General features: G+C 68.3%; 17 protein-coding genes. 12 read left to right on the top strand and 5 right to left on the bottom strand.

Annotated elements, in window-relative coordinates; translation table 11 throughout:
• Positions 1–21 precede the first annotated feature (21 nt).
• Both lipA and ACQP06_RS25500 read left to right on the top strand, forming a co-directional pair.
• Positions 22–1,062, top strand: coding sequence for a lipoyl synthase (lipA, locus tag ACQP06_RS25495; RefSeq protein WP_433666962.1), 1,041 nt, complete (start codon positions 22–24; stop codon positions 1,060–1,062).
• Positions 1,063–1,170: 108 nt separating this feature from the next.
• A complete protein-coding gene (locus tag ACQP06_RS25500; RefSeq protein ID WP_433666963.1) occupies positions 1,171–3,369 on the top strand; it encodes an elongation factor G-like protein EF-G2 in 2,199 nt (732 codons plus the stop codon).
• Between the two features lie 3 nt (positions 3,370–3,372).
• Here ACQP06_RS25500 and ACQP06_RS25505 read toward each other — a convergent pair whose 3' ends face one another.
• Positions 3,373–4,062 carry a TetR family transcriptional regulator gene (locus ACQP06_RS25505; protein ID WP_433666964.1) on the bottom strand — a complete coding sequence of 230 codons (690 nt, stop codon included), beginning with the start codon at positions 4,060–4,062 and terminating at the stop codon, positions 3,373–3,375.
• Between the two features lie 90 nt (positions 4,063–4,152).
• On the opposite strand from ACQP06_RS25505, the gene ACQP06_RS25510 reads away from it, so the two are divergent.
• Positions 4,153–5,589, top strand: a complete 1,437-nt coding sequence (locus ACQP06_RS25510; protein ID WP_433666965.1) for an MFS transporter — start codon at positions 4,153–4,155, stop codon at positions 5,587–5,589.
• 161 nt (positions 5,590–5,750) lie between these two features.
• Positions 5,751–6,494 carry a DUF4191 domain-containing protein gene (locus ACQP06_RS25515; RefSeq protein WP_433666966.1) on the top strand — a complete coding sequence of 248 codons (744 nt, stop codon included), beginning with the start codon at positions 5,751–5,753 and terminating at the stop codon, positions 6,492–6,494.
• Between the two features lie 60 nt (positions 6,495–6,554).
• On the opposite strand, the gene ACQP06_RS25520 is transcribed toward ACQP06_RS25515, so the two are convergent.
• Together ACQP06_RS25520 and ACQP06_RS25525 are read right to left on the bottom strand one after the other, a co-directional pair.
• A complete protein-coding gene (locus tag ACQP06_RS25520; protein WP_433666967.1) occupies positions 6,555–7,469 on the bottom strand; it encodes an alpha/beta hydrolase in 915 nt (304 codons plus the stop codon).
• Positions 7,470–7,745: 276 nt separating this feature from the next.
• Positions 7,746–8,276 (bottom strand): RDD family protein, encoded by a 531-nt coding sequence (locus tag ACQP06_RS25525; RefSeq protein WP_433666968.1) that lies wholly within the window; start codon positions 8,274–8,276, stop codon positions 7,746–7,748.
• Between the two features lie 438 nt (positions 8,277–8,714).
• Here ACQP06_RS25525 and glnA point away from each other — a divergent pair, with 438 nt between their 5' ends.
• Positions 8,715–10,151: a type I glutamate--ammonia ligase gene (gene glnA, locus ACQP06_RS25530; protein ID WP_379095637.1), complete on the top strand. Its 1,437-nt coding sequence runs from the start codon at positions 8,715–8,717 to the stop codon at positions 10,149–10,151.
• 61 nt (positions 10,152–10,212) lie between these two features.
• Here the strand turns inward: glnA and ACQP06_RS25535 are convergent, their stop codons facing one another.
• Complete coding sequence (locus ACQP06_RS25535; protein WP_433666969.1) at positions 10,213–10,710, bottom strand: hypothetical protein; 498 nt, start codon at positions 10,708–10,710, stop codon at positions 10,213–10,215.
• Positions 10,711–10,985: 275 nt separating this feature from the next.
• Between ACQP06_RS25535 and ACQP06_RS25540 the strand changes: the two genes are divergently transcribed.
• Positions 10,986–11,867, top strand: a complete 882-nt coding sequence (locus ACQP06_RS25540) for a tyrosine-protein phosphatase (RefSeq protein WP_433666970.1) — start codon at positions 10,986–10,988, stop codon at positions 11,865–11,867.
• A 56-nt stretch (positions 11,868–11,923) separates the two neighbouring features.
• On the opposite strand, the gene ACQP06_RS25545 is transcribed toward ACQP06_RS25540, so the two are convergent.
• Positions 11,924–12,373 (bottom strand): TY-Chap domain-containing protein, encoded by a 450-nt coding sequence (locus tag ACQP06_RS25545; protein WP_433666971.1) that lies wholly within the window; start codon positions 12,371–12,373, stop codon positions 11,924–11,926.
• A gap of 145 nt (positions 12,374–12,518) precedes the next feature.
• Here ACQP06_RS25545 and tsaA point away from each other — a divergent pair, with 145 nt between their 5' ends.
• The 6 genes from tsaA (at position 12,519) to ACQP06_RS25575 (ending at position 19,288) form a co-directional block, all read left to right on the top strand.
• Entirely contained in the window at positions 12,519–12,953 is a 435-nt protein-coding gene (gene tsaA / locus ACQP06_RS25550) for a tRNA (N6-threonylcarbamoyladenosine(37)-N6)-methyltransferase TrmO (RefSeq protein ID WP_433666972.1), read from the top strand.
• A 49-nt stretch (positions 12,954–13,002) separates the two neighbouring features.
• On the top strand, positions 13,003–14,205 hold the full coding sequence (locus ACQP06_RS25555) for a PucR family transcriptional regulator (RefSeq protein ID WP_433666973.1): 1,203 nt from the start codon (positions 13,003–13,005) through the stop codon (positions 14,203–14,205).
• A 175-nt stretch (positions 14,206–14,380) separates the two neighbouring features.
• A complete protein-coding gene (gene lpdA, locus ACQP06_RS25560; protein WP_433666974.1) occupies positions 14,381–15,838 on the top strand; it encodes a dihydrolipoyl dehydrogenase in 1,458 nt (485 codons plus the stop codon).
• Positions 15,839–15,849: 11 nt separating this feature from the next.
• Positions 15,850–17,013 carry a pyruvate dehydrogenase (acetyl-transferring) E1 component subunit alpha gene (pdhA, locus tag ACQP06_RS25565; RefSeq protein WP_433666975.1) on the top strand — a complete coding sequence of 388 codons (1,164 nt, stop codon included), beginning with the start codon at positions 15,850–15,852 and terminating at the stop codon, positions 17,011–17,013.
• A gap of 19 nt (positions 17,014–17,032) precedes the next feature.
• On the top strand, positions 17,033–18,016 hold the full coding sequence (locus ACQP06_RS25570; protein ID WP_357288816.1) for an alpha-ketoacid dehydrogenase subunit beta: 984 nt from the start codon (positions 17,033–17,035) through the stop codon (positions 18,014–18,016).
• 15 nt (positions 18,017–18,031) lie between these two features.
• Entirely contained in the window at positions 18,032–19,288 is a 1,257-nt protein-coding gene (locus tag ACQP06_RS25575) for a dihydrolipoamide acetyltransferase family protein (protein ID WP_433666976.1), read from the top strand.
• The last annotated feature ends 50 nt before the right edge of the window (positions 19,289–19,338 follow it).

The following is a 19,338-nucleotide window of genomic DNA, read 5'->3' on the forward strand; positions in this document are numbered from 1 at the left end:
TCACGAGCGTAGGGTGAACCAGTGACCTCCGTCGATACCCCGACACCTGATAACTCGGCCGCACCCAACGGCCGCAAGCTGCTTCGCATCGAGGCCCGCAACGCCGAGACCCCGATCGAGCGCAAACCCTCGTGGATCCGCACCCGCGCGACCATGGGCCCCGAGTACACCGAACTCAAGGGCCTGGTGAAACGTGAAGGGCTGCACACGGTCTGCGAGGAAGCCGGGTGTCCCAACATCTTCGAATGCTGGGAGGACCGCGAGGCCACCTTCCTCATCGGCGGCGAGCAGTGCACGCGGCGCTGCGACTTCTGCCAGATCGACACCGGCAAGCCCGCCGCCCTCGATCGTGACGAGCCGCGGCGCGTGGCCGAGAGCGTGCAGGCCATGGGGCTGCGCTACTCCACCGTCACCGGCGTCGCGCGCGACGATCTCGAGGACGGCGGCTCGTGGCTGTACGCCGAGACCGTGCGCGCCATCAAGCGGCTCAACCCGCACACCGGCGTCGAACTGCTGATCCCCGATTTCAACGCGGTGCCCGAGCAGCTGGCCGAGGTGTTCGAGTCGCGGCCCGAGGTGCTGGCCCACAATCTGGAGACGGTGCCGCGCATCTTCAAGCGCATCCGTCCCGCCTTCCGCTACGAGCGGTCGCTGGCGGTCATCACCGCGGCCCGCGAGGCCGGTCTGGTCACCAAGTCCAACCTGATCCTGGGTATGGGCGAGACCCCGGAGGAAGTCACCCAGGGCCTGCGCGACCTGCACGAGGCGGGCTGCGACATCATCACCATCACCCAGTACCTGCGGCCCTCCCCGCGGCACCACCCGGTCGACCGGTGGGTGAAGCCGGAGGAGTTCGTCGAGCACTCCAAGGCCGCCGAGGAGATGGGCTTCGCCGGTGTCATGGCCGGTCCGCTGGTCCGGTCCTCGTACCGGGCGGGCCGCCTGTACGCGCAGGCCATGCGCCACCACGGCCGCGAGATCTCCCCGGAGATGGCGCACCTGGCCGAGGAGGGCAGCGCCGCTCAGGAGGCCACCAGCGTCCTGGCTCGTTTCGGTTCCTGACACTCCCGGTTCACTCCGCTCGACCTAGTTGTTCGGCGATTCGTGGACGCGACCCCATAACCGGTGGGAAGCTCGAAGGACCGCAATGATCGACCCACGGAGCGAGCCATGGTCGAGCGAACGACGACACCGCACGGTGTCAACGGCAAGGTAGTCGTGGCCGAACGGCCCGGCGATATCCGGAATGTGGTGCTGGTCGGGCACAGCGCGTCAGGGAAGACCACGCTGGTCGAGGCGCTCGCGGTGGCCGCCGGGGCGGTGCCCAGAGCCGGGCGGGTCGAGGACGGCACCAGCGTCTCCGACTACGACGACATCGAGCAGCGCCAGCACCGGTCGGTGCAACTGTCGGTGGTGCCGATGGGGTGGGAGAAGGTCAAGGTCAATCTTCTCGACACCCCCGGCTACGCCGACTTCGTCGGGGAGCTCAGGGCCGGTCTGCGAGCAGCGGACGCGGCCCTTTTCATTCTCTCCGCGGCCGCCGGCGTCGAGGGCGTCAGCGGACCCACCCTGGCACTGTGGGAGGAGTGCGCGAGCGTCGGCATGCCGCGCGCCATCGTGCTCACCCATCTGGACACCGCACGCGCCGATTTCGAGGACATGGCCGAGACCTGCCGGCAGATCCTCGGCGGCGGACGCTCGGAATCCATACTGCCGCTGCATCTTCCGGTGTACGGGCCCAAGAATCCCGACGGGCACCGGCCGGTGACCGGGCTGATCGAACTGCTCACCCAGCACGTCTACGACTACACGACCGGGGAACGCGTCGAGACACCCGCCTCCGACGAACAGCGCGAGCAGATGGAAGAGGCGCGCAACCGGCTCATCGAGGGCATCATCGCCGAGAGCGAGGACGAGACCCTCATGGACCGCTACATCGGCGGGGAGGAGATCGACCTCGCCTCACTGATCGCCGATCTGGAGAAAGCGGTCGCGAGGGGGAGCTTCCACCCCATGCTGATCGCCGCTCCCCCGCCCGAGGGCGCGCGGCAAGGTCTCGGCACCGTCGAGATCCTGGATCTGATCACCCGCGGATTCCCCACGCCCGCAGAGCATCCGGTGTCCGCGACCGGCAGCGGCGGCAAGTCCGCGGCACTGGCCTGCGATCCGGACGCGCCGCTGGCCGCCGAGGTGATCCGCACCGCCTCGGACCCGTACGTGGGCCGGTTGTCGCTGGTCCGGGTGTTCTCCGGAACCCTGCACGCCGACGACACCGTGCACGTGTGCGGACACGGCACCGGCACGAACGGCGATCATGATGCCGACGACCGGGTCGGCGGAGTGTCGGCGCCGTTCGGGAAACAGCAGCGGCCGCTGCCGCAGGCCATCGCCGGGGACATCGTGTGCGTGAGCAAGCTGACGCACGCCGAGACCGGGGACACCCTGTCCGCCAAGGACAGCCCGCTGCTCATCGAGCCGTGGGACTTGCCGGATCCGCTGCTCCCGGTCGCCATCCAGGCACACGGCAAGGCCGATGAGGACAAACTCTCCCAGGGGCTGTCACGACTCGTGGCCGAAGACCCCACGGTCCGGCTCGAACAGAATCCCGACACCCACCAATTGGTGCTGTGGTGCCTCGGCGAGGCGCATCGCGAGGTGGCCCTCGAACGGCTGCGGTCCCGGTTCGGGGTCCAGGTCGACGTCGTCGACCACAAGGTGGCCCTGCGCGAGACCTTCGCGACCCAGGCGGCCGGGCGGGGACGACACGTGAAACAGTCCGGCGGCCATGGGCAGTTCGCGGTCTGCGAGATCGAGGTGGCACCGCTGCCGGAGGGATCCGGCATCGAGTTCGTGGACAAGGTGGTGGGCGGAGTCGTTCCGCGCCAGTTCATCCCATCGGTGGAGAAGGGCGTGCGCGCCCAGGCGCTGCGCGGCGTGGCGTCCGGATTTCCGCTGGTCGACGTGCGGGTGACGCTGTTCGACGGCAAGGCGCACTCGGTGGATTCCTCCGACGCGGCGTTCCAGACCGCGGGCAGCCTGGCCTTGCGGGAAGCCGCCGCCACCGCCCGCATCAGCGTGCTCGAACCGATTGCCGAAGTGCTGGTGGTGGTTTCGGACACCTACGTCGGTCCGGTGCTCGGAGACCTATCGAGTCGCCGCGGCCGAGTGCTCGGCACAGAACCGGCGGGGCTGGGCCGCACCGCGATTCGGGCCGAAGTCCCGGAACTGGAACTCAGCCGCTACGCCGTGGACCTGCGTTCACTGGCTCACGGCGCGGCGAGCTTCACCCGCGCCTACGCCCGCCACGAGCCGATGCCACCACAACTGGCCGACAGCCTGCGCGAGCACGCCAAAGCCGGCCGCTCCTGACCGTCAGGACTCCGCCGCCGCGGTGCGCGCGGGCAGGGGCAGCGCGGCCAGGGCCGTCATGAAGAAGTCGAGCCCGAAACCGTAGTGCTGGTCGGCCTCGCAGGAGGTCAACGCGTCCGCGGCCGCCACGACCCGGGGATAACGCTGCCGCGGAAGGGTTTCCAGGCGTAGGCGCTTGCGGCGGATCATCTCGGCGTTGTCGTCGGCGGACTGCTGCGGGGTCGGGGCGCCGGGCTCGCCCAGCACCAGCATGACGGCGGTGCGCAGGGTGTTGCCGCAGACCGCGGCGGCGGGTTCGACGTCGAAGCCGTATTCGGTGAGGATCTCGAGCGCGGTCTCGGTGGCATCGAGGAATCCGGGGCTCGGGTCGTTGTCGCCGGGCACCTGGAACAGCGGGACCAGGGCGCGGTGCCGGCGCAGCACCGTCACCAGTGATTCGGCCAGGGCGCGGAACTGTTCCAGCAGCGGGCGCGACCGGTCGCGGGTGGTGTCGACCTGTTCCCACAGCCGGTCGACGACACCGGCCAGCAGTTCGTCCTTGTTCTTGAAATGCCAGTACAGGGCCATCGGGGTGACGCCCAGTCCCTGTGCCAGGCGCCGGATGGTGAGCGCTTCGAGGCCCTCGGCGTCGGCCAGCGCGATCGCGCCGTCGGCGACGGTCTCCCGGCTCAATCGGTTCTCCGCTTTTGCCACTTGACAAATATACAACGTACAGGCTTTCCTGTACCACGTACATGTACAACGTATGTGAATTATGTACAGGCACAACGTATAGGAGTTGCGGTGCCACTACTGCCCCGCCGCTGGTGGGCCCTGATCGGGGTTTCCCTGGCGACCTTCATGACATTTCTCGACAACAACGTGGTCAACGTCGCGCTGCCGTCCATCCAGAGCGACCTGGGGCTGTCCATCTCCGGCCTGGAATGGGTGGTCAGCAGCTACATCCTGGTCTTCGCCGGGCTCATGCTGGCCGGTGGACGACTCGCCGACCTGTTCGGACGCCGCCGGATGTTCCTCGGCGGACTGGCCGTGTTCACCCTCGCCTCACTGCTCGCCGGACTCGCCGACAGCCCGGCCATGCTCATCGCTGCCCGCGTGCTGCAAGGCGTCGGCGCGGCCGCCGCGATACCCCCGACCCTCGCCATCATCGCCGGGCTGTTTCCCGACGACTCCGAACGTGCCAAGGCGGTCGGCGTGTGGAGCGCCATCGGCGCACTGGCCCTGGCGCTCGGGCCGTTCACCGGCGGCGTGCTGAGCCAGCACGTGGACTGGAGCTGGATCTTCCTGATCAATGTGCCCTTCGGCGTCCTGACCTTCGCGCTCACCGCGCTGACCCTGGACGAAACCCGCGAACGGGTACGGCACCGACTCGACCTGCCCGGGCTCGTGACCTCGGCAGTCGCGCTCTTCGCGATCACCTACGCCCTGATCGAAGGACACACCCGCGGCTGGACCTCGACGGTCATCGTGGGGTGCTTCGCGGTCGGCGCGGCCGCGCTCGCGGCGTTCGTCGCCATCGAATCGCGCCGGCCGGACCCGATGGTGGACATGTCGATGTTCCGTTCCCGCGCCTTCAGCGGCGGCATCGCCGTCATGATGCTGTGGGGCTTCGGGGTGATGGGCATCTACTTCTTCACCGCGATGTATCTGCAGAACGTGCTCGGCTTCTCCCCCACCGCGGCGGGCGCCGCGTTCATTCCGATGGCGGTCGCCATGGTGCTGGTGTCGCCGCTCGCCCCGCTGGCCGCGCGCCGGCTGGGCACGAACGTCACCGTGGCGCTGGGCGTGGCGGGCATCGTCGGTGCGCTGCTGGATATTTCGACGATCGGCGAGCACGGGCACATCCTCGACCTGATGCCCGCGTTCATCGGCTTCGGCATCGGATCGGGCCTGCTCATGACGCCGTTGAACACCGCGATCATGGACCGGATGCCGCCCGCGGTCGCGGGCGCGTCGGGCGCGGTGGTCAATGCGAGCCGCGAGATCTCGGCGCTGCTCGGCGTCACCATCGTCGGCGCGATCCTCACCACGCGCGCGGCGACCGTGGCCGGGCAGGGCGCGGCTCCGATGCACGCGTTTCTCGAGGGCTACCGCCTCGCGATCATCGTCGCGGGCGTCATTGTCGCCGTGGGTATTCCATTGGCGCTGATCACCCTGCGGACCCCACGCCAGGAAGCACCCGACGCGATGGCCCCCGAACCGATCGGGGCGGCGGCCTGACGCCACGCGTGCCGCATCGGCCGGAAGGACTCCGGCCGATGCGGCGGCTCCGGCCGACAAGCACTCGCGCCGAGCGCGATTCGGGCCGCCCGGCACCGACCGGTCGCGTGAGTGTCCATCCCATCGCGAACCGGGCGTACCCGGCGATTAAGCTGGACCGCATGGCAGCAGGCAAGGGCGGTAATCCGTCGAAGGAAGCGAAGGCCGCGGCGAAGGCGGCGCGCAAACAGGCGTCCAAGGACCGCCGCCGCCAACTGTGGCAGGCCTTCCAGATGCAGCGCAAGGAAGACAAGCTTCTGCTGCCGCTGATGATCGGCGCGCTCGTCGGCGTGACCGTGCTGTTCCTGGTGATCGGCCTGATCTTCGGTCTGCAGTGGTTCCTGCTGCCGATCGGCCTGGTGCTGGGCGTGCTGGCCGCGTTCATCATCTTCGGGCGCCGGGTGCAGAAGAACGTGTACGCCAAGGCCGAGGGCCAGGCCGGCGCGGCCGCCTGGGTGCTGGACAACCTGCAGGGCAAGTGGCGGGTCACCCCGGGCGTCGCGGCCACCACCCAGCTCGACGCGGTGCACCGCGTGGTCGGTCTGCCCGGTGTGGTGCTGGTCGCCGAGGGCTCGCCGCAGCGGGTGAAGTCGCTTCTGGCACAGGAGAAGAAGAAGGTGTCGCGCCTAGTCGGCGACACCCCGATCTACGACATCGTGATCGGCAACGAGGAGGGGCAGGTTCCGCTCAAGGAGCTGGAAAAGCACCTGCGCAAGCTGCCGCGCAATATCGACGCGGCGCGCATGGACAATATCGAGGGGCGGCTGTCTGCCCTCGCGACCCGTGGCGGGCCCGCGCTGCCCAAGGGTCCGCTGCCCAATGGCGCGAAGATGCGCGGCGTGCAGCGCTCGATTCGCCGCCGCTGACCCATCGACGACGAAGGCCCGCATCCTGTCCGGATGCGGGCCTTCGTTTTGTTGGTCTGGTCAGCGCACGTGACGGGAGAGGAAGCCGATCACGTCGGGCGTGACCGTCCGCCAGTACTCCTCGGTGTGCGTGCCCGGGGTCACCAGGCCCACCTCGGGGCGGGCGGTGGCGATGAAGCGGCGGCAGCCCTCGATGAAGCGGTCGCGGTCGCCGCACCACAGGCCGACGGGAGCCGGGCCGAGCTTGTCGAGGTTGCGTAGCGGGTCGAGGGCCGCCCACTGGTCGGCATTGGTGAAGGCGTTCCGTTTGGCCATTTCGGTCCATGAGGTGAGCAGCCCCGGCGACATGGTGGCTACCGCGTTCAGCGGGCGGTTCTGCTCGGCGCGGCGACGCGCGTAGACCAGTGCGCCGAAGCCGCCCATGGAGGTTCCGGTGCAGGCGAAGGGCTGTCCGTCCTTGCCGGCGAGGCGACGCTGGGCGAGCCAGCCGGGGACCTCGTCGAGCAGCATGGCCATCGGGTCGTCGCCGGTGCCGTGGTCGTGCCAGTAGTTGTCACCGCCGTCGAGGGCGACGAAACCGAAGGCCGGGGTGAGGCGGGTGGCGACCGCGGCGGCCAGCAGGTCGGCGATATTGCCGACGGCGGCGTTGCGGGCGGTGCCGTGCAGGCCGTGCAGAAGCAGAGATATAGGGATGTTCTCAGCGGGGACGCCGGGCGGCAGAATCGTGACCAGGTCGACCTCGCAGCGGCGGGCCTTCGAGTAGACGCGTTCGGTGTTGATGATCGGGGTGACGCCCATGGCCGTCTGGCCGATGTCCTCGGCGTGCTGGGTGCGCTGGACGCCGTCGGCTTCGGTGGCGGCGTTGACGCCCGCGGCGACGGCCGCACCCGCCGCGGCCAAACCAACCAGTCCGGTGGTCGCGAGCAGAGACCGCCGGCTCAGGGTCCGCGCGGCCGCCCGGTAGTCCTCGACCATCGATCCCTCCATCAGCACAGCAACAGCTACCGCCCTGACGACGGCCAGGTGGCTGTATCAGGGCAAATCGCCGCCACCATACCGATCGAAAGCAAACAGCGGTGAACATTTGGCAACGCCTTGCAACACACTGCACCAACAGCATCGCAGGTAACGTGCCTGATCCGCGCCGACCCGGCGCGGCGTGATGCGTTCGAATCGTCCCGAGCACAATTCTGTGACCGGAGACGAGAGGATCCGTGACCGGAGCTGGTGAACGCGGGTGACCGCGCGGGGTCAGCGGCTGTAGACGAGGGCGGTGCCGGTGGCGCGGTCGTGCATGCCGCGGCCGTCACTGTCGGTGAACAGCGCGGGGATGACGAACAGCAGGATGAGCTGCCGGCCCAGCGCCCGGACGAAACCGACCGGCGCGTCAGCGTCCACGCGGCTGACCTTGATCTTCAGGAAGTACTGCCCCGGCGTGAACCCGAACAGTGTGACCGCGATGATCCCGAGCACGAACCACACCAGCAGCGTCGGCGTCGACAGCGCCTGGGTGATGACCTCGAAATGCGAGGGCGGCTGCTGCCCCTTCGGGATGGTCATCTTCGACAGGATCTTGTCCGCGTCCGGTCGCACGATGATGGCGGCCAGGCCCATGGAGATGAACCAGTCCACCAGCACGGCCAGCACGCGGCGGGTGAAGGGAGCGAGCGCGCCGGGACCGGAGGCGGGGAGACCGAGTTCCTTGCCCTGGTATTCACCGAGCGGGTTGTCTCCGGATTCGGCGTTCGGTCCGGACAGCCATGAGCCGGTGATGCGTGCCATGGACTCAGCTTATGCGCCGCCCGGCGGCGGGTCGCCGACGCCCGTCGATCGGCGGACGAGCGGGGGATCGTATATGTTGTCGGCACTCTTCCGGCTGCTGCCGCAACTGTTCGGCGACCCCGGTTGCCAGGTGGATGCCCGGCGGTGAGGATTGTCACGCTCACCGGGTCGGACGCGGTAAGGACCCTAACTTTTCAGAGTCTTAACAGCCGGTTCCGGCAGGTCGGTGGCAGGATATCGGTGCTGGTCGAGCATTGCTCGGCGACCGCTGCGGCGTCCACGCGAACCCGGGGGCACCGCCGAACCCCCGGCCAGCAGTGCGTGTAACACTGGCGAAACACAGCCTTGATTGCAGGGAAACACCGCATCCATACCGTGTGGTCGCGACGAACCCATGCAGTCACCACTGGCTGGGAACCGATCCGTAAGGAGTACTAAGTGGCGTTCAGCACGGCCGACGAGGTCATCAAGTACATCAAGGAGGAGGAGCTCGAATACGTCGATATTCGCTTCACCGACCTCCCCGGTGTGCAGCAGCACTTCTCGATCCCGGCGAAGGCGTTCACCGCTGATCTCGCCGAAGAGGGCCTGGCGTTCGACGGTTCTTCCGTCCGCGGCTTCCAGTCGATCGACGAGTCGGACATGCTGCTGCTGCCCGATTACAGCACCGCGCGGGTCGACCCCTTCCGTGCCGCGAAGACGCTGAACATGAACTTCTTCGTGCACGACCCGTTCACCCGTGAGGCGTACTCCCGCGACCCGCGTAACGTCGCCCGCAAGGCCGAGGAGTACTTGGCCGCCACCGGCATCGCCGACACCTGCTACTTCGGTGCCGAGGCCGAGTTCTACATCTTCGACTCGATCCGCTACGACTCGGCGATGAACGGTTCGTTCTACGAGATCGACTCGGTGTCGGGTTCCTGGAACACCGGCGCGGAGTACAACGCCGACGGCACCCCGAACCGTGGTTACAAGGTTCGCAACAAGGGTGGTTACTTCCCGGTTGCGCCGTACGACCACTACGTCGACCTGCGCGACAAGATCTCGACCAACCTGCAGAACGCGGGCTTCGAGCTGGAGCGCGGCCACCACGAGGTCGGCACCGCCGGTCAGGCCGAGATCAACTACCGCTTCAACACCCTGCTGGGCGCCGCTGACGACCTGCAGCTGTTCAAGTACATCGTGAAGAACACCGCGTGGCAGGAGGGTAAGACCGTTACCTTCATGCCGAAGCCGCTGTTCGGCGACAACGGCTCGGGCATGCACGCCCACCAGTCGCTGTGGAAGGACGGCAAGCCGCTGTTCCACGACGAGGCCGGCTACGCGGGCCTGTCGGACCTGGCGCGTCACTACATCGGCGGCATCCTGCACCACGCCCCGTCGCTGCTGGCGTTCACCAACCCGACCGTGAACTCGTACCACCGTCTGGTGCCGGGCTACGAGGCCCCCATCAACCTGGTGTACTCGCAGCGCAACCGCTCGGCCGCGATCCGTATCCCGATCACCGGCTCGAACCCGAAGGCCAAGCGCATCGAGTTCCGCGCGCCGGACTCCTCGGGTAACCCGTACCTGGCCTTCGCCGCCATGATGATGGCCGGCCTGGACGGCATCAAGAAGAAGATCGAGCCGATGGCTCCGGTCGACAAGGACCTCTACGAGCTCCCGCCGGAGGAGGCCAAGAACATCCCGCAGGCCCCCACCTCGCTGGCCTCGGTCATCGACCGCCTCGAGCAGGACCACGACTACCTCACCGAGGGTGGCGTGTTCACCACCGACCTGATCGAGACCTGGATCGACATCAAGCGCACCCAGGAAATCGCCCCGGTCAACCTGCGCCCGCACCCGTACGAGTTCGAGCTGTACTACGACGTCTAAGTCGAAGTAGCGCAAGCGCTCTCGGAAGCCCCATCCGCCTCGGCGGGTGGGGCTTTGCGCGTTACCGGCGGTGGCAGTAGACCCGGACGAGCACGGTGTCGTCGGGCAGTGTCTCGAGGTAGTTTTCGAGATCGCCGGGTGGTATGGGGCAGGCGGGCCGGTCTGCGGGGGACGTGTTCTGGTCCCAGTCCTTGTGTCGGCAAACGCCGCTCGACTCGATCCACCAGCCATCCAAGGTGAGCACATCGGGCTCTGCGAAATTGTGTGTCGCGACGTCCAGCAAGGCCTTCGGGCCGCCCGCGCATTCGCCGCGCGTGGGGGGAAGCACGATGCCGAATCGGTTGGGACCATCGTGGATCAGCCGGGGATCATCCTCGTGGCCCGGTCGGACGTAGAACCCGGCTCCGTCTCCACCGTTCCGAAGCCGCCAGGTGCTCCACATGTCTCGCTCCGGAAGCCCCTGGTGCATCTCGAATGGAGCGAGGGCTCTCGTGATCGCGGCCTGCACGTCATCGATCGCATCCGGCGGCAAGCAGACCGTCACCGAGATTTGCGCCAAAACGACTCCCCTCCTGGGGTACCGAGCGCCTCAGGTTACCTCTCGGAATCGACACTCCGGGTGGTCAGTGCGACTCCGGTTCTTGCGGGGGTAGAATAGTTGCGCGAGAGTTACTGGGGTGCAACGGTGTTCGGGGTGGTCCAGTGGTGGTCCCGGTGGGTGGGGACGGGTGGCCGGTGAGCGGGAGGACCGGTGGGTAACCGGGCGGGGCACGCGTAAGCACCCCTACCGTCGCCGCCGTGAACATCAAACGATTTGCACGACTTCGTATTTCAATGCTCGTTGTGACCGCTGCCGCGGGGGCGCTGCTCGGGGGCGGGGTGGCGGGGGTGCCGTCCGTGGCTCTGGCCGCGCCGCCGATCATGCACACCGAGGCGACTCGGATCACGTTGCAGGGGGCGGTCAATGTGCGCGATATCGGGGGGTATGCGACCTATACCGGGGATTCGACCAAGTCGGGGAAGGTGGTTCGGGCGGATGCGCTCGGGAAGCTGACCGACGCCGATGTGCAGCAGTTGGGGGCGCTGGGGATCAAGTCGGTGATCGACTTCCGGACGCAGGCCGAGGTGGGGGCGCAGGGGGCGGATCGGGCGATTCCGGGGGCGACGGCGGTGTCTCGGCCGATCAGTGATGGGGGGATGTATCTGAAGATGGTGCAGGCCATCGGGTCCAAGGATCCGGCGGTGCAGCAGGCGGCGCTGGGTGACGGCAAGGCCGAGCAGATGATGCGCGATATGTATCAGAGCTTCCTGACGCCGGATTCGATGGCGAAGTTCGGGCAGACGATCAAGGACATCGCGGCCTCCGGGGGCGCGACGCTGTATCACTGCACCGCGGGCAAGGACCGGACCGGGTGGATGACGTATGTGATGCTGCGCGCCGTGGGTGTGCCGGAAAACGTTGCCCGCCAGGACTATCTGCTGTCGAACCAGTACCGGTCGGCGGCGGATGCCGCGCAGCGGGCGCAGTTGAAGCAGACGGGCATCATGCAGAACCCGGATCTGCTGATTCCGCTGCAGGTCGTCAGCGATGAGTACCTGAACAACGCGATCGACAAGATGAACGAGCAGTTCGGTGATTTCGGCAAGTTCCTCACCAAGGGACTGGGCGTCGACGCCGCGACCATCGTGAAGCTGCACAAGACCCTGGTGGGCTGACCCTCACCCGTTCCGGCCCCGTCGTACCGCGTGCGGCGGGGCCGTCGCGTGTCCGGCTACGGCCGGGAACTCAAGGCGGACAGGTCCAGAGCGGTCGTCTCCGCCCACGCGGTGGCGCGCAGGTCGCCGGGGTCGCCGACGCCGAGGGCCTCGTGCAGGCCGCGGGTGGCAGCGCGGGCGAGGTCCTCGAAGGCGGAGCGGGTGATCGGCCAGCGCAGGGTGCGCCGCCAGTTCTCGATCTCGCGTTGCAGGGCGGGAGCGGTCCAGCCGAGGTCGCGCAGCAATTGGGCGGCGGCCTCCGAAATCGGTTCGGGCAAATAGTAATTACCGGTGAGTTCGGCGGAGAGATTGATGTCGAACTGCTGGAATTGCACGTATCGATTGCCGGTGGCGACGAGGGTGAGGGTGGCGCGGGAAGGCAACCCGGCGAGGAAGGTGGCCAGCCTGTGTGCGAACACGTCCCAGTCGGTGGTGACTATTCGTTCGCGCTGGCCCTGGATGCCCATCCCGGCCGATCATACGCCGTCCAATGCAATCACCGGACGAATTACCGTGCCGCCCAGTCCGATCACGGAAATATTGGCGACTTCGATCAGCACGGACGATCATGGACATCGCCATTACCGCCACGGTGTAAGGAGCAGACGATCCATGTCCTCGGAATTCTCCAGCGGCCCTGATCATTTCGAGGTACGCCCGGTCGGCCACGTCCGCTCCCCGCTGGCCGACCGCGCCGGGGCGCCGCGTCAGCCCGATGAGGACGCGCCGCCCGCCGAGGTGGTGCTGGCGCCCGAATTCGCCGCGGCGGCGGCCGATCTTCAGCCCGGCATGCGGGTGATCCTGCTGACCTGGTTGCACGCGGGAAGCCGGGACGTGCTCGCGGTGCATCCGCGCGGGGACCGCTCCCGTCCGGCGACCGGTGTCTTCGCGACCCGCTCCCCCGACCGGCCGAACCCGATCGGCCTGCACGAGGTGACATTGACGGCGGTGGCGCCGGGCGTGCTGGGGGTGGCGGGCCTGGAGGCCATCGACGGCACGCCGATCCTCGATATCAAGCCGGTGCTGGGCGGGGTAGAAACCCGCTGACCGGCCCGGATGGGACGGGCGGGCGACCCTCGAGGGTAGGTTGAGTCCCATGGCGGCACCCAGGCATCCGATCCCGGCGGTCGGCACGCAACGGCTGGCCGCGGCGTGTCAGGCCGAGGTGACGGCATTGACCAAGCAGTTGATGGCGGCGATCTTCACCGACAACCCGGGCTGGACGGATTACACGGCGGTGCCACGCGCGGACCTACGGGACGGCTGTCGGCGGTATCTGACGCGGATTCTGGACCTGCTGGGCGGTTTGCCGCCGAATCCGGACGGCGACGATGTGGCCGCGGCGATCGGCAGGCGGCGCGCCGAGCAGGGTGTGCCGCTGGAGGCGATGCTGCGGACGTTCCGCCTCGGCGGCCAGATCGTGTGGGAAGCCTTGCTGGACAAGGCCGATGACATCGGATCGGCGGAGACCCGGCAGGTCGGCTCGGCCATGTGGGCGGTGGTCGACGGCATGTCATCGGCCCTGGTCACCTCGTACCGGAACACCGAGCTGGATCGGGTGCGCAGCGACGAGCGGCGCCGGCATTCGCTCATCGAGGACCTGCTCGCCGGGCGCGCCCACGACGCCACCTTCGCGGCGCGGGCCGGGCGGGAACTGAATCTGCCCGCCCACGGCGCGTATCTGGTGGTGGTGGCGCGCGGCGAGGGCGGTCCGCGGCTGCACACGGGTGCCGAGGCGGCGCTGGGGGTTTCGGGAGTGCGGTCGGTGTGGCACGAGCGCGTGGATTCGACCGTCGGACTGGTGTCGCTGGAGCATCGGGACAGTTCGGTTGTGCTGCAACAGCTTCGGCCGTTGATCCGAGGCCGGGCGGGCGTCTCCCCCGCGGTCGCCGGGCTGGCGGGCATCGATACCGCGCACGGGCTGGCGGTACTGGCGCTGGATACCGCGCCCGGGGACGCGGCCGGGCTGCTGGTCTCACTGGACGAGCGCTACCCAGAGGCGCTGCTTTTACGCTCCCCCGATCTGACCGATCTCTTGGTCGCCCGGACCCTCGGCCCGGTCCTGGAATTGCCGCCGAAAGAACGCGACATTCTGCTGCGGACTTTGGCCGTCTGGCTCGCCGAGAACTGCTCCGCGGCCAATGCCGCACCCAAGTTGCACTGCCATCGGAACACGGTCATCAACCGGTTGCAGCGCATCACCATGCTGCTCGGCCGACCCGTGGAAGGCCAGCGCGCCTACCTGGAACTTTCCCTCGCTCTGGCCGCTCTGGAATTGCCCGGGACCACCCGCGGCTGAGCCGCCGAAAGCACGCTACTCACGGGTACAAATTGTGCTCTCCGCCCAGTCGCGCACAGACATATATGGGCTTCGAGGGCATTGATTGTGCAAATGGGGACCGACAGACTCGTTCGCAATGACTCGCATCACAACCGATGGCGGGTCGAGTTATCGAGAACGAGGAGCACCACGAGTGCCGGAATTCGATCTTCTGGTGATCGGTGGCGGTCCCGGCGGGTACGTCGCCGCCATCCGCGCCGCTCAACGAGGCCTCACCGTCGGCCTGGTCGAGAAGGAACGCCCGGGCGGAGTCTGCCTGAACTGGGGCTGCATCCCGACCAAGGCGATGCTGCGCTCGGCGGAGGTCTTCCACACCGTCGCGCACGCCGCCGAATTCGGCATCTACGCCGATAACCTGCGCTTCGACTACGCCGCCGTGCGGCAGCGCAAGGACGGCATCGTCAAGGAACTGACCGACGGCGTCGCGGGCCTGCTCAAGGCCAATGGCGTCACCGTCATCGAGGGCCACGCCCGCTTCACCAGCCCGACCACGGTCGAGGTCGTCGAGGCCGGCCCGTCGCCGATCTTCGAGGGCGGCCCGCGCTACGCCGCCGCCCCGACCGCGAACGCCGTGCGCACCGTGAGCGCGAAGGATGTCATCGTCGCGACCGGTTCGGTCCCGGCCGTACTCCCGATCCCGGGGGCGGACCTGCCCGGCGTCATCACCTCCGACGGCGCGTTCGGTCTCACCGAGGTGCCGAAGCGCCTGGTCGTCATCGGCGGCAGCGCGGTGGGCGCGGAATGGGCCAATCTGTTCCACGAGTTCGGCGCGGACGTCACCGTCGTGGAGATGCAGGATCGCCTGGTTCCGTTGGAGGACAAGGAGATCGGCACCGCGCTGGTCCGCTCGTTCACCAAGCGCGGCATCAAGGTCCTGACCGGCGCGACCGTCACCGCCATCGCCGAGGGCGATGCGGGCCTGACCGTCACGGTCGGCGGCGCGAAGCCGCAGGAGCTGCCCGCGGACGTGGTGCTGGTCGGTGTCGGCCGCCGCCCCAATACCGCCGGGCTGGGCCTGGAGGTCGCCGGAATCGCCACCGACGCACGGGGTTTCATCCCGGTCGACGAGCACCTGCACACCGGTGTCGAGCACGTCTACGCCATCGGCGACGTCACCGGTAAGGCGCTGCTCGCGCACGTGGCCTCGCATCAGGGCCTGGTCGCCAGCGACACCATCGCCGGTCACGCCGCCCACATCGACTACAACGTGATCCCGGCCGCGACCTTCACGCATCCCGAGATCGCGAGCGTCGGCCTCACCGAGGACGCCGCCAAGGCCGCGGGCCACGAGATCGTGGCCGCGAAGTTCCCGTTCGCGGCGCTGGGCCGGGCCAAGTCCTTCGGCGATCAGGAGGGCTTCCTGAAGATCGTCGCGGGCAAGAAGCACGGCGAAGTGCTGGGTGTGCACATCATCGGCCCGTCGGCCAGTGACCTGATCACCGAAGGGGCCCTGGCGATCTCGCTGGAGGCGACCCTCGACGAGCTGGCCGAGACCATTCACGCCCACCCCACCCTCGGCGAGATCGGTATGGAGGCCGCCCTGGTCGGGCTGGGCCTGCCGATTCACGTCGCGCCGCCCCGGAAGCGTTGAGGAGTTCCGTCATGACCACGACCACTTCAGCGGAGCTGATCAAGACCACCGCCGCGCCGCGCAAGCCGGCGCGCAAGGCCACCCGCCCGGCCGACCAGACCGCGGACGCCGCCGTATCCCAGGCCGAAATCGCCGAAACCCTGCTTGGTGGAGCCGATTTCGGCGGCACCGACGCCGCGACCCTGCGCGAGCTGTACAGCGAGATGCTGTTCATCCGCCGCTTCGAGGAGCGCACCGCGCAGGCGTACCAGCAGGCCAAGATCGGCGGCTACTGCCACCTGAACCTGGGTGAGGAAGCCACCGTCGTCGGTGTCGGGCGGGCCATGCGTCCCACCGACTACCTGTTCACCAACTACCGCGAGCACGGGTACGCGCTGGCCAAGGGCATCGAGCCCGGCCGCGTCATGGCCGAGCTGTACGGCCGCTCGACCGGCACCTCCAAGGGCTGGGGCGGGTCGATGCACATGTACGACACCGAGACCCGGCTGCTCGGCGGGTATGCCATCGTCGGCGGCCAGGTGCCTCTGGCGATCGGCGCGGCGCTGGCCATCGACTACCGCGGCGGCGATGACGTCGTGGTGTGCCAGATGGGTGAGGGCACCACGAACATCGGCGCGTTCCACGAGTCGCTGAACATCGCGGCGCTGTGGAATCTGCCCGTGGTGTTCCTGGTGATCAACAACCAGACCGGTATGGGCACCACCGTCGAGAAGTCCTCGGCCGAACCGGATCTGTGGAAGCGTGCCGCCTCGTACCGCATGCGCGGTGAGCGGGTGGACGGCACCGATGTGCTGGCCGTGCGTGAGGTCGCCGCCGATCTCATCGAGACCGCGCGCCGCGAGGGCAAGCCCGCGCTGCTGGAGGCCGTCTCCTACCGGCTCAAGGGGCATTCGGTGGTCGACCCGGCCAAGTACCGGGCCGAGGACGCCGTGTCCACCGCGGTCGCGCACGACCCGATCGTGTTGTGGCACAACCGTCTGCTGGAGGCTGGCGTGCTGAGCGAGGAGTCGGCCGCCGCCATCGAGGCCGACGTGAAGGAGCGGGTGCGCGTCGCGGTCGATTTCGCCGACCAGTCCCCGCATCCGGACCCGGCCACCCTGTTCGATTACAACTACGCGACCCCGGTCGCGGGCGATTCCCATCGCCTGCCCGGTGATCCGCTCTTCACCGCATAAGGACATCACCGTGGCTGTCATGACCTACCGTGAAGCGCTGCGCGAGACCCTCCGCGAGGAGATGCGGCGCGACGACGACGTCTTCCTCATCGGTGAGGAGATCGGCGTCTTCGAAGGCTCGTACAAGATCACCGCCGGCCTGCTGGCCGAGTTCGGCGAGAAGCGGGTGCGCGACACCCCCATCGCCGAAGAGGGTTTCGTCGGTGCGGCGATCGGCGCCGCCATGCTGGGCCTGCGCCCGGTCGTCGAGATCATGACGATCAACTTCTCGCTGCTGGCGCTGGACCAGATCGTCAATCACGCCGCCAAGATCTACGGCATGTTCGGCGGGCAGACCGCCGTGCCCATGGTCATCCGCACCCCCGGGGGCGGCGGGCAGCAGCTGGGTGCGACGCATTCGCAGAACATCGAGCTGTACTACGCGTTCGTGCCCGGCCTGAAGGTGGTCGCGCCGTCGACGCCCGCCGACGCGGCGGCGCTGATGAAGGCCGCGATCGCCGACAACGATCCGGTGCTGTTCCTGGAGAACCTGTCGCTCTACAACACCAAGGGCGAGGTCCCCGAGGACCTGCCGCCGGTCGAGATCGGCAAGGCCGCGGTCACCCGTGAGGGCACCGACATCACCCTGATCGGCTACTCCCGCATGGCGAACGTCTGCACCCAGGTCGCCGAACAGCTGGCCGCCGACGGCATCTCGGCGGAGGTCATCGACCTGCGCAGTCTGCGCCCGCTGGACCGCGACACCATCATCGCCTCGGTCAAGAAGACCGGTTGCGCCGTCATCGGCGAGGACGACTGGCTGACCTACGGCATCGGCGCGGAGATCGCGGCGTCCATCTCCGACGGCGCGTTCGACTACCTCGACGCCCCCGTCCGCCGGGTCGCCATGGCCGAGGTGCCGCTGCCCTACGCCAAGCCGCTGGAGAAGCTGGCGCTGCCCTCGCCCGAGTCGCTGTACCGGGCCGCCACCGAAACCCTTGCCGCCGTGGGCAAGCGCCGCTGAGATCCGGAAGGAACCATGTCCGAAGTAACCATGCCCCGGCTCTCCGACACCATGGAGGAGGGCGTCGTCGCGGCCTGGCTCAAGCAGGTCGGCGACCAGGTCAAGGCGGGCGAGATCCTGGCCGAGATCGAAACCGACAAGGCGCTCATGGAGCTCGAAGCCTACGAGGACGGGGTGCTCGAGCGGATCATCGCCGAAGCCGGTGCGCGCGTGCCGATCGGTGAGGCCATCGCGATCCTGGGTGACGGCAGCGGGTCCTCCTCCGCTCCGGCCACAGCCGCCGTCCCCGCTGCGGCTCCGGCCCCCGCCGCTCCTGCCGCGCAGAGCAATCCGGCTGTCGTGAACGGAAACGTCGGCGCCCCGGCGGTGTCCGCCGACGGCGAGCGCAAGAAGTCGTCCCCGCTGGCCCGCAAGGTCGCCAAGGAGCTGGGCGTCGACATCACCGCCGTGACCGGCACCGGCCCCGGTGGCCGCGTCACCAAGCTGGATGTCGAGACCGCGAGCAGCACAGTCGCTCCGCCCGCCCCCGCCGCAGCCCCGACCGCCGCCGCGCCCGTCGCGGCGGCCGCCCCGGCCACCGGCGACTACGACGAGATCCCGCTGACCACCATTCAGCGCGTCTCGGCCCAGCGCCTGACCGAGTCCATGCAGCAGGCGCCGCACATCTACCTGACCAGCGCCATCGACGTGACCGAGCTGCTGGCCTTCCGTGCGCAGATCAACAAGACCCTGGAGGAGGCCGGTTCCGGCAAGGTCAGCGTGAACGACCTGCTGGTGAAGGCGGTCGCCACCGCGCTGCGCCTGGATCCGTCGGTGAACGTCTCCTTCGCGGGCGACAAGCTGTTGCGGCACAAGGCGATCAATATCGGCATCGCCGTGGCCACCGACGCGGGCCTGTTCGTGCCGGTCATCCATGACGCGGACCGCAAGTCGGTGTCGGCGATCGCCGCCGAGGGCCGGGAGAAGGCCGGGCGCGCCCGCGACCGGAAGCTGAAGGGCGAGGACATGTCCGGCGGCACCTTCACCATCTCCAACCTGGGCATGTTCGGTATCGAGCAGTTCACCGCCGTGATCAACCCGCCGGAGTCGGCGATCCTCGCGGTCGGGGCGGCGCAGGACGAGTTGAGGCTCGACGGCGAGAAGGTGGTGTCGCGCAAGATCCTTCGCGTCACGCTGTCCGCGGATCATCGGTCGATCGATGGTGCGGTCGCGGCGAAGTTCCTGCAGCAGCTGAAGGAACTCATCGAGCATCCGCTGCGGATCGTGACCTAGTCACCCCGAGACCGTCGTCCGATTTTCTGATCCAGGATCGGACGGCGACG

Origin of the sequence: Nocardia sp. CA-136227, from assembly GCF_050955695.1 — a bacterium.
Lineage (GTDB): Bacteria > Actinomycetota > Actinomycetes > Mycobacteriales > Mycobacteriaceae > Nocardia.

Bases quoted from the DNA above. Each gene is read 5' to 3' on its own strand.
- tsaA (WP_433666972.1), top strand. From the start codon at position 12,519: ATGTCCTCGGAATTCTCCAGCGGCCCTGATCATTTCGAGGTACGCCCG.
- pdhA (WP_433666975.1), top strand. From the start codon at position 15,850: ATGACCACGACCACTTCAGCGGAGCTGATCAAGACCACCGCCGCGCCG.
- ACQP06_RS25570 (WP_357288816.1), top strand. From the start codon at position 17,033: ATGACCTACCGTGAAGCGCTGCGCGAGACCCTCCGCGAGGAGATGCGG.
- ACQP06_RS25520 (WP_433666967.1), bottom strand. From the start codon at position 7,469: ATGGTCGAGGACTACCGGGCGGCCGCGCGGACCCTGAGCCGGCGGTCT.
- ACQP06_RS25525 (WP_433666968.1), bottom strand. From the start codon at position 8,276: ATGGCACGCATCACCGGCTCATGGCTGTCCGGACCGAACGCCGAATCC.
- ACQP06_RS25555 (WP_433666973.1), top strand. From the start codon at position 13,003: ATGGCGGCACCCAGGCATCCGATCCCGGCGGTCGGCACGCAACGGCTG.
- ACQP06_RS25540 (WP_433666970.1), top strand. From the start codon at position 10,986: ATGCTCGTTGTGACCGCTGCCGCGGGGGCGCTGCTCGGGGGCGGGGTG.
- ACQP06_RS25515 (WP_433666966.1), top strand. From the start codon at position 5,751: ATGGCAGCAGGCAAGGGCGGTAATCCGTCGAAGGAAGCGAAGGCCGCG.
- ACQP06_RS25500 (WP_433666963.1), top strand. From the start codon at position 1,171: ATGGTCGAGCGAACGACGACACCGCACGGTGTCAACGGCAAGGTAGTC.
- ACQP06_RS25575 (WP_433666976.1), top strand. From the start codon at position 18,032: ATGTCCGAAGTAACCATGCCCCGGCTCTCCGACACCATGGAGGAGGGC.
- ACQP06_RS25545 (WP_433666971.1), bottom strand. From the start codon at position 12,373: ATGGGCATCCAGGGCCAGCGCGAACGAATAGTCACCACCGACTGGGAC.